At 47.5% G+C, this 8477-nt stretch carries 12 protein-coding genes; 4 read left to right on the top strand and 8 right to left on the bottom strand.

All coding sequences use genetic code 11. From position 1 onward, the window contains the following. Positions 1-153 precede the first annotated feature (153 nt). The 4 genes from QSJ47_RS01115 to flgK all read left to right on the top strand — a co-directional run bounded on the left by QSJ47_RS01115 (position 154) and on the right by flgK (position 2943). Entirely contained in the window at positions 154-348 is a 195-nt protein-coding gene (locus tag QSJ47_RS01115; protein WP_285602150.1) for a hypothetical protein, read from the top strand. Between the two features lie 59 nt (positions 349-407). Next, the gene (locus QSJ47_RS08190) at positions 408-614 is read left to right on the top strand and encodes a flagellar biosynthesis anti-sigma factor FlgM (protein WP_221271884.1); all 207 of its coding nucleotides are present in this window, start codon (positions 408-410) and stop codon (positions 612-614) included. A 67-nt stretch (positions 615-681) separates the two neighbouring features. After that, positions 682-1110 carry a hypothetical protein gene (locus QSJ47_RS01105; RefSeq protein WP_285602149.1) on the top strand — a complete coding sequence of 143 codons (429 nt, stop codon included), beginning with the start codon at positions 682-684 and terminating at the stop codon, positions 1108-1110. A gap of 9 nt (positions 1111-1119) precedes the next feature. Next, positions 1120-2943: a flagellar hook-associated protein FlgK gene (gene flgK / locus QSJ47_RS01100; protein WP_285602148.1), complete on the top strand. Its 1824-nt coding sequence runs from the start codon at positions 1120-1122 to the stop codon at positions 2941-2943. A gap of 18 nt (positions 2944-2961) precedes the next feature. On the opposite strand, the gene QSJ47_RS01095 is transcribed toward flgK, so the two are convergent. The 8 genes from QSJ47_RS01095 to QSJ47_RS01060 form a co-directional block, all read right to left on the bottom strand. Further along, complete coding sequence (locus tag QSJ47_RS01095) at positions 2962-4581, bottom strand: phage tail family protein (RefSeq protein WP_285602147.1); 1620 nt, start codon at positions 4579-4581, stop codon at positions 2962-2964. Positions 4582-4594: 13 nt separating this feature from the next. Beyond that, positions 4595-5599: a hypothetical protein gene (locus QSJ47_RS01090; RefSeq protein ID WP_285602145.1), complete on the bottom strand. Its 1005-nt coding sequence runs from the start codon at positions 5597-5599 to the stop codon at positions 4595-4597. A gap of 14 nt (positions 5600-5613) precedes the next feature. Continuing rightward, complete coding sequence (locus QSJ47_RS01085) at positions 5614-6021, bottom strand: hypothetical protein (protein ID WP_285602144.1); 408 nt, start codon at positions 6019-6021, stop codon at positions 5614-5616. 21 nt (positions 6022-6042) lie between these two features. Then, positions 6043-6330, bottom strand: a complete 288-nt coding sequence (locus QSJ47_RS01080; RefSeq protein WP_285602143.1) for a YkgJ family cysteine cluster protein — start codon at positions 6328-6330, stop codon at positions 6043-6045. A 1-nt stretch (position 6331) separates the two neighbouring features. Continuing rightward, positions 6332-6745 carry a hypothetical protein gene (locus QSJ47_RS01075; protein ID WP_221271867.1) on the bottom strand — a complete coding sequence of 138 codons (414 nt, stop codon included), beginning with the start codon at positions 6743-6745 and terminating at the stop codon, positions 6332-6334. 209 nt (positions 6746-6954) lie between these two features. Continuing rightward, entirely contained in the window at positions 6955-7119 is a 165-nt protein-coding gene (locus QSJ47_RS01070) for a hypothetical protein (RefSeq protein ID WP_221271865.1), read from the bottom strand. Continuing rightward, a complete protein-coding gene (rplQ, locus tag QSJ47_RS01065) occupies positions 7119-7469 on the bottom strand; it encodes a 50S ribosomal protein L17 (protein WP_221271863.1) in 351 nt (116 codons plus the stop codon). Before rplQ ends, QSJ47_RS01070 begins: the two co-directional genes overlap by 1 nt. Further along, positions 7469-8473, bottom strand: coding sequence for a DNA-directed RNA polymerase subunit alpha (locus QSJ47_RS01060; protein ID WP_285602142.1), 1005 nt, complete (start codon positions 8471-8473; stop codon positions 7469-7471). The genes rplQ and QSJ47_RS01060 overlap by 1 nt, the downstream gene beginning before the upstream one ends. Between the last annotated feature and the right edge of the window lie 4 nt (positions 8474-8477).

Genomic DNA, 8477 nt, shown 5'->3' with positions numbered 1-8477 from the left:
TCCTAAATGAGCCTCTGCCCCACAGCTGCTCCCACTCAAACCCACACAAAACAGCCACGCTAAAATGACCCGAATCATCACAATCCTTAATGAAAAAATCAAATTTTAGTATAGAATACCTTAAAATTCTCGACGGAGAGTGTAATGAAAAGAATGCGTTTTACACGCCTTTGGCTCGTGCCTACCATCACCTTTCTACTCTTTTGTTGTGCGTTGTTACTATTGTTGGTCTACACCTTCGGCAGATCACAATCTGCGTTTTTGAATTTAGACACCGCTAAAAAAGCCCCCGCAAGTGCGAAACAATTACGCCAAGAATTGTCTGAAAGGATGCGCTTGGTGCAATGATATAATTTAAATTTTTGTCTTTTAGCCGATGTAGCCCGAAATTTTAGAAAGGACCTTTCATGGTTAAGCCTGTAGGAACGACTCTTTCTTCTAGCCATGTCAACCCTAGCTCTGTCCACGGCTCTCGCTCCACTACCCGGACGACTACCACCCCAGCCCACGAAGCCGATCGGGTTGCCCAAATCAAAAAGGCTGTCGAGAACGGGCAATACAAGGTGGACATGGACAAGACCGCTCATAAAATGGCACAGGATTTGCTTAGCTAAGGCGATACCGAGCATTTTATATTCTCAAATAAAGGTAGCTTGGTATGAAACCACTTAAAGGTTGCGCATGCTTTATGGCTATCTTGAGCGATCCGTGCAGGATCTACAAACCCTTATCCAACTCACTTCCCAAGATTTAGAAGACATCAAAGAAGCCAACCACGAAGCGATCTTCGGGCGCAACGGGCTCAAAAGAGAGCGGATCGCCTCCTTTGAAAACTGCAAAGCCCTTTTTGACCAAGAGATGCTTGTCTTGATGGAGAAAAACCCGGGCACGCCTCTAGCTAATCTCTTAGATGAGCGCGGCTCTTTGCTTTTAAAAGAAATGCGCCAGCTTTTAACCGAGCTTAAAGAGATCAACGCCGATTACGCCCGCATTGTCTTTGCGGTGTCGGATTTTTACTCCAAGCTCATGCAGCAGATCGTGCCCCATGAGAGCACGGGTTATTACAACCAAAAAACCATCGCCAGCAGCTTTTTACAAGTGCAGGCCTAAGGGGTCTTTATGGGCGGGATATTTGCGACTCTAAACACTTCTTACACCGGTCTACAAGCCCACCAAGTCATGGTGGATGTAACCGGTAACAACATCTCCAACGCCAACGATGAGTTTTACAGCCGACAGCGCGTGATCGCCACGCCCCAAAGCACCCTCATGTACACCAACCGCAACATGAACATGGGGGTGAATGTCCAAAGCGTTCAACGCACGCACGATGAGTTTGTCTTTGCCCGCTACGCACACGCCAAGCAAGAGCAAGCCTACTACAGTACCCAGTTTGACAACCTGCGCGAAGCCTCCTCCTACTTCCCCGACATGGACGAAGTGGGCGTGCATACAGACCTGCAAGACTACTTCAATGCATGGAAAGACCTGGCTAAAGACGCCAAATCCCCCGCCACCAAGCAAGCCCTTGTGCAAAAAACCAATACCCTCACCAGAAGCATACACGATGCTAGAGCGCGCCTTGTAGACTTGCAGAAAAAAGCTAGCCACGAGCTTGTCAGCACCATCACCGAGGTCAACCGCCTAGGCAGAGAAATTGCCAACATCAACAAGCACCTTAAAGAAATGGAGGATACTAAAACCCTCAAACAAGCTAACGAACTGCGCGACAAACGCGATCAACTTGAGTTCCACTTAAAAGAGCTCATCGGGGGTAATGTTACCAAGAACCACATCCAAACCTACTCGCTAAACGACATTAAAACCGCCGACTTTGACGATGGCTATGTCTTCAATGTGGGTTATGGGTTCAACATCGTGGACGGGGCGATCTTCCACCCCCTTGTCGTGGAGCAGAATAAAGATGAGAACCAACTCGCCCAAATCTACTTTAGAGGCGATGATTTTAAAGTTGTTAACATCACCGATAAGATCGACCAAGGCAAGGTGGGGGCGCTGATGGGCGTGTATAACGATGGCTTGAACGGCACTAGAAAGGGCAAATTGCAAACCTACATTGACCGCCTAGACACCTTCGCCAGGGGTTTGATCCAAGCCACAAACGCCATCTACGCCCAAAGTGCAGCGCATAGCATTGAGGGGCACACCATGGACTTTCAAGGCACAGAAACCTTGAAAGACACCAACCACAACATCAAAACGGGGACTTTTGACCTGCTCGCCTACAACACCAACGGGCATGTGATCGCCAAAAAGACCATCACCATCACCCCCATCACCACCATGAACGATGTGATCAACCAAATCAACGCCAACACAGACGACAACCACGACAACAACACCACGAACGATTTTGACGACTATTTCGTGGCGCATTACGACAGCGATGCCAAACAATTCACCATCCAACCCAAAAACGCCTCTCAAGGGCTGTTTGTGTCGCTTAAAGACCATGGCACGAACTTTACGGGCGCTTTGGGCTTAAACACCTTTTTTGAGGGCGACAGCGCTAGAGACATTAAAATCAACGACACCTACCGTAAAGAGCCCACTGCCTTGCGCCCGTGGCTTGCCCCCATCGATGGCAACTTTGATGTTGCCAACATGATGCAGCAACTCCAATACAATAAGGTGGACTTTTTCAAAGATAATAAACTAGACAACAAGCCCATGACAATTGAGAATTACTACCAATTCCTCGTGGGTAAAATCCATACAGAGGCCGAACATGCCAAAAAGACCTTAGAAAGCAAAGATGCGATTTTACAAGTTGTCAAAAAGGAGCAACAAGCCATTTCTGGCGTGAGTACAGATGAAGAAATGGTGAATCTCATTAAATTCCAAAGCGGTTACGCTGCCAACGCCAAGGTTGTGACAGCGGTCGATCGCATGATTGAAACCTTGCTGGAGATGAAGCAATAGGGGCTTGATTCTTTTAAGCTACCAGCGTAATTTGCCCGTGCGGTTCGGGTTTTCAAGCGTTTTTTGCACATCCTGCATATTTTTAATGGAGAGCGTACCGCCATAGAGTTGGCAAATGCCATTTAAGGCATTATAAATTTCTTCATCATTGCAATCAGCATAAGCCACTTGATAGTCTCTAAAACACGCATCTAGTGCCATTAAGCGTTCTTGATGGGTGGAGGCAATCAAGGTTTCTAACTCTTCTCGTTTAGCCATCAACGCGGGCAAATGGACTTCCACCAACTGGGCGATCTCTTCAGCACGCATTTTGGCGCGATCTCTAGCCGCAAATGCCCCAAAAAGAGAATCTAAAGCCATATCAATGCCACGATGGCTTGCCACCACTGCAAACGCCCCAGCCACAATCGCCAAAATGGGGGCAACAAAGGGGGCAAGAGGGGGGGCGATCACGGCCAACTTAGCCTCTAAGCCTTTTTCTACCCCCACAGCAGCGACCACCCACGCCGCACTAAAAAGGGATTTTAAAATGGTTTTGAGCAAATCCCTAAAGCTTTTGATCTCCCCTTTGATGTAAGACACAATGCCGTTATAAATGGACTTTGCCGCGTTTCTAATCGCCCCCCAAAGCTGCCGCAAAGAGCCCGCTACGCTTTTAAAGATTTGCCCCACAATGCCTACCACCACATCGATCGCCCCAAAGCCTACCCCCCGTGCAAACGCCGCTTTAAAAGCCTCGAGAGTTTTACTTAAAAGCCGTTTGATCCGCTCTAAAATGCTGGTGTCGGTGTCTATGGGGTGTTTGGCATACATGTCCTTGATTTCCCACACAATGCCACTAGCTAAAGTAGAAAGGCTTGCCACAATGGCATCGCTAAGGCCTGCTTGCCCCATATGTGCCCCCGCTGCTACGCTTTGAGTCATCAAGGCTGTAGCTCTAGGGTTTTCACACATCCAGCGGTTAGTGGTGTTGTTGGCGTTCAGCTTGTCTAGGGCTTGTTTGGCTTTTTGGGCTTGTTCGCCACCACTTGCCGCCATTTTCTCTAGGTTTTCCTTATGGCGTTTGTAGTCCTCATAGGGCATGCGTAAATCCACCCCTGCCTCTAAGTAGCGATCTTCTAAAAGCCCTTTAGTGTCCTTAATCACCTTGAGTTGGGCGGTGTTGATGACATTGCCCTCTTTGTCTAGGGTGATGGTGTCTGTGGTGTTGTGGTTGGTGCGGGCAAAATCATCTAGTTTGCTAAAGTCCATGTGGTGTACCTCATCGCCATAAAAGGCTAAAATGTGCTCCACTTTTGCTTGGTCTTTGGGGCTTAGGTTTTCTAGCTTTTTATGGCTAGCTAAAATGCCTTGCACTTTTTTAATGTCGGCGAGCGTGTCTGTGGTGTAGGTCTTGTGCCCCGTGTTTAGCAACGCGTCTTGCATATTGCGTTGTCCAATGTCCAACTCTTCGAAGGTTTGCCCGTGGTAGTTAGGGTTATTTCTATGCCTGTCATACGCCCTAAAGCTGTCCGCACTCATCGTTACACTCGCCCCATACGCCCCGTAGGTGTTGAGGCTAAAGATATTCAGCCCCAAACGGGCTAAAGTTTGCGTCCCGATCTCCTCGATCACTTCCTCGTGAAAAGCTTTTGCCATGTGTACTCCTTGTTCAACCCCATCTCATTTGGATGTCTTGCATCAACTCTTTACATTTTTGCTGGTGGTGTTTGAGCTCTTGGGTCAAGGGCTCTTCATCGTGCATGAGGGGGGCACTGATGGCGATGGTGATGGTTTCTGCTTGTTGCATGAGGGTTTGTACTTGGAGCTTTTCCTCTTTGCTCCAAGCATCCGCATCAAGCCCCTTGGCTTGCATACATCCCTCAACAATATCCAAGACTCCTTGAAAAGCGGTGTCTAAATTACCCAAACTGTATTCCTTCTCTTGGGCTTTGCAAGCAATGTTTTGCCAAGTGAGCCCCTCGGCTTGCATGCATTCACACACTGCACGCACACTACTGTAATAACTTTGAGCATTGTATTTTCTCTCTTCTGCCTTGCTCGCAAAAACAGAAGCCGCCACCGCAATGACGGGGGCAGCCACAATCCCCCCTAAAACCCAAGCCCCTCCAGCCATGCCAAGCCCTCCAGCCGCCAAAGAACCTCCACCAAACCAAGCAAGCGTGGCGTTTGTGGCAGCCGCCCCGCCTAAAGCACTAAGAGCCGTACCCGTAGAAGCACTCCCCACTAAGCCAGCAAGCCCCCAAGCCCCAAACCCCGCCATCGCCCCCGCTGTGGCAGAACCCATGACAGAGCTTAACGCTGTCCCTAAATCTACAATGGCGTTGCGCACACTCACCAAATGTTGCAAACTCTCCTTACTGAGTATGTCTTGCCAACTCGTGTCGTTGCTGATTTTAAGTTTATCGACAATCTCTTTGAAACGCTCCAACGAGGTGTTGACAATCCTTTCTTGCAATGCCCCTAGACTTTCAAAAGCCCTTTGTGCCCCCTCTTGTTCCTCTTTGAGCTCTCTTTCAGCCCTTCTATAACGGCTTTGTGCTCGATCGTGTAAATCTTCTGCCTCTTTGGTGTCTTTGTAGGCATCGACCCCTTTTTTAGCCCCATAACCCGCAAGTGCTAGGGCTGCTGCCCCTAAAATAAATGGCAAAGGCATGCGTTCTCCTTACTCTATTTTTTCATCCAGCTGGGCAAGATGTTTTTAAAGAAACCTGACCATTTTGAAGGTGTTTGGTTGTTTGGCAACCTATTAGAGTGGTGATCTACCATGCTCTCAAAAGCCGTGTCTCCAAATAACACCTCAGCCTCTGTCTTTTTTAGAGGACGATTAGTGTCTCTAGCAAAGAAGTTAAATTTCCTGAGAAACTTGCCATCAGTCGTGGTGACTTCTACACTGATCTTGGCATCCCAAAAAGGGTCGTCATTAAACGGATTGGCATTTGGTGAGGGATTGGACGGTCGAGCATGTGATTTCCCTCCATTTAAAATCCTCTTTAAGCCACGCATGCCCTGTTTATAGGTTTGGTTTTCTTCCATCTCATCATCATTTTGCCAAAAATCATCATTGCGCAAATACATAACTTTCTCCTTCTTTAAAGATTAATCATCAGGCTCATGTAGGGACTTTACCCCCTCTTTTTCCTGCAACATTTGACAAGCCTTGAGATTTAGGGCGTAAAACTCCTCTAGGTTGTAGTGTTGGTAAAACACCTTTTCATACATTTCATCCACCCTACAAATCTGGGGGCGGTTTTCATAGATTAAACACCGCTGGGTTTGTTGATCTAAGTGGCGACACACCCCATTGCCTAAATCAAAGGCGGCAAGCTCTTTCACCCCCCCGATATTGCGGCAACATGCCCCACAAATGGTACAAGGATAGCCCATGTTAAAGTGCAATGAGATTTTTACCTTGATCGGTGAGCACCAACATTGCCTTAGTCCAGTCGGCGTAAATCCTAGCTAAATTGGGCTTTAGTCCAAAGCTTTGGATCATGGTGTCTAAAACCGCCCTTTCACCCTCATGTAGAGCCTCCAAGTGAGTTAAGCGATCTGCCATGGCTAGTGCCATTGTTTCAAGTAACACGATTTTTTGGTGCTCCTTTTGTTTAAAAACCCCCAGTGTGGCTTTCAAGTCAAATTGATCCGCCTTGTAGTCAATGTCCTCAATTTGCATTTCTAAGCAATAAGTCGCGATCACTTCTTTTTGTGCATCCGAAAAGTCGTCATTGCTCCATGCAAAATGGTGGGCGATTTGCAAGAACGCCTTTTTCTCCTCTGCATTTAACGCGCCTAAAAACATACCAACTCCTCATTTTTAAAATATTTACGATGATATTCTACCCCCCCCCCCCCCTGTCAAGCGATCCGTCCGCAAAGAGTAAAAACAAAAATAAAAAGTGGAGTTTTGTAACAAAAATGTAAGAGGGCTAAAGCTTAGAGTGGGGAGAAAAGACAAGGGGTTAAAGGGGTTAAAGAAAAGTAAAGTTTGAAGCCTAAAAGGCTTGGGGGTTATAAATTCATATTAGGCAAAAGCGTAGAAGTGTGGGCGGCGAACATGGCGATTTCTACAAGCCACGCCCCCACAAAGATAGAGAAAGCGAGTTTCTCTAGGGCAGGTTTAAAAAGTAAAATCCCTGCCACGATTAAAATAGCTAGAAAGCCTAGAAACTCCATTAAACAAAGGCGATTTGGGCGAGCACAGACGCGTCTCCTCTTCTTAGGGCACTTCTGTGGATGCTGGTGTAGCCCCCTTTACGTTCGGCATACTTGGGGGCAACTTCTGTAACAAGTTTATGGGTGGCTTCTTTGTTTTGCAAATAGGCAAAGACATAGCGGTGGGCGTTGAAGTCCCCAATTCTGGCCGCTGTTACTAGCTTTTCAATGTAGCTTTGCAATTCTTTGGCTTTGCAAACCCCTGTTTCAATCTTGCCATGCGTGATTAGGGCGATGGCTAGGTTTTTTAAAAGTGCCTTTCTGTGGGCACTTGTACGGCCTAGTTTTCTAAAACGATTTTGGTGACGCATTAATTGTCCTCACTTTTTAATTTATCGATCCGTGCTTTGAGCGATGCTTTAAACTCAGGGGAGAGTTCTTGCCCCACGGGGTATTTGAGTTGTTCTAATTTTTCAGCGATCTCATCGTAGGACTTCTTGCCTAGATTTTTAATGCCCTTAAGCTCGTAAGCGTCCATCAGCACAAGCTCCCCGATGTATTTGATCCCGATTTTATCTAGGCAATTAAAGCACCTAGCGCTTAAATCCAAATCCTCCACCTTGCGTACAAGCTCTTTCACCTCTAGGTTGTCCTCTAGAGCGTAAGATTTGGAGTGTGCCATGCTGGTGCTGAAAATATGCATTTGGGCGTGCATGGTTTTGATCGCCTCTTGGAAGGCGATTTGTGGATCGACCTGCCCATCGCTTTCGATGTCAAACACCACCCGCTCAAAATTGGGGTTGCCATCCACAAGCATGTTTTCAATGTTATAGACGACTTTTCTAATGGGGGTGAAGTAAGCATCTAGGGGGATGTAATCGCTAGGGATAAGCCCGCGGATGCTCTCACTAGGCACATAGCCCATGCCCCTTTGGATGATTAAAGCGAAGTCTAGTTGCACATCCTCGTTGATGGTGGCTAAGTAGGCTTCTTTATCCACCACTTCTACGCCCTCAGTTTCTAAATGCTTGCCGCAAAGTTTAGCGGGGCCTTTAAAAGAGTAATGCACCACAAGTTGCTCGTCAGGGTTTTTTGCCTGCCCCACTAGGCGGATGTTTTTAAGGTTGGCGATGAAAAGGGCGGCATCTTCAGCCATGCCCCGCACGGAGTCGAACTCGTGGGCGACATTTTCAATTTTAATGCCGATGGGGGCATAGCCCACAGAGCTTTGCAAGAGCAAGCGGCGGATAGGGTGGGCTAGAGTGATGGCATAACCCGCTTCAAAGGCAGAAACACAGACCTTAATGTGCCTGTCGTTGATTTTCTCAACGCTGATGTCCGTGGGGACATGGGGCGCTGTTTTAATCACTTTCATGCGT

Origin of the sequence: Helicobacter sp. NHP22-001 (assembly GCF_030270165.1) — a bacterium.
GTDB classification, from domain to species: Bacteria; Campylobacterota; Campylobacteria; order Campylobacterales; family Helicobacteraceae; genus Helicobacter; species Helicobacter gastrofelis.
The sequence above is the reverse complement of the archived record's forward strand: the minus strand, read 5'-3'. Positions and strand labels throughout refer to the sequence as shown.

What these genes read in the sequence shown, in the direction of transcription:
- QSJ47_RS01115 (WP_285602150.1), top strand. Translation starts at nt 154, where the DNA reads ATGCGTTTTACACGCCTTTGGCTCGTGCCTACCATCACCTTTCTACTC.
- QSJ47_RS08190 (WP_221271884.1), top strand. Translation starts at nt 408, where the DNA reads ATGGTTAAGCCTGTAGGAACGACTCTTTCTTCTAGCCATGTCAACCCT.
- QSJ47_RS01105 (WP_285602149.1), top strand. Translation starts at nt 682, where the DNA reads ATGCTTTATGGCTATCTTGAGCGATCCGTGCAGGATCTACAAACCCTT.
- flgK (WP_285602148.1), top strand. Translation starts at nt 1,120, where the DNA reads ATGGGCGGGATATTTGCGACTCTAAACACTTCTTACACCGGTCTACAA.
- QSJ47_RS01095 (WP_285602147.1), bottom strand. Translation starts at nt 4,581, where the DNA reads ATGGCAAAAGCTTTTCACGAGGAAGTGATCGAGGAGATCGGGACGCAA.
- QSJ47_RS01090 (WP_285602145.1), bottom strand. Translation starts at nt 5,599, where the DNA reads ATGCCTTTGCCATTTATTTTAGGGGCAGCAGCCCTAGCACTTGCGGGT.
- QSJ47_RS01085 (WP_285602144.1), bottom strand. Translation starts at nt 6,021, where the DNA reads ATGTATTTGCGCAATGATGATTTTTGGCAAAATGATGATGAGATGGAA.
- QSJ47_RS01080 (WP_285602143.1), bottom strand. Translation starts at nt 6,330, where the DNA reads ATGGGCTATCCTTGTACCATTTGTGGGGCATGTTGCCGCAATATCGGG.
- QSJ47_RS01075 (WP_221271867.1), bottom strand. Translation starts at nt 6,745, where the DNA reads ATGTTTTTAGGCGCGTTAAATGCAGAGGAGAAAAAGGCGTTCTTGCAA.
- QSJ47_RS01070 (WP_221271865.1), bottom strand. Translation starts at nt 7,119, where the DNA reads ATGGAGTTTCTAGGCTTTCTAGCTATTTTAATCGTGGCAGGGATTTTA.
- rplQ (WP_221271863.1), bottom strand. Translation starts at nt 7,469, where the DNA reads ATGCGTCACCAAAATCGTTTTAGAAAACTAGGCCGTACAAGTGCCCAC.
- QSJ47_RS01060 (WP_285602142.1), bottom strand. Translation starts at nt 8,473, where the DNA reads ATGAAAGTGATTAAAACAGCGCCCCATGTCCCCACGGACATCAGCGTT.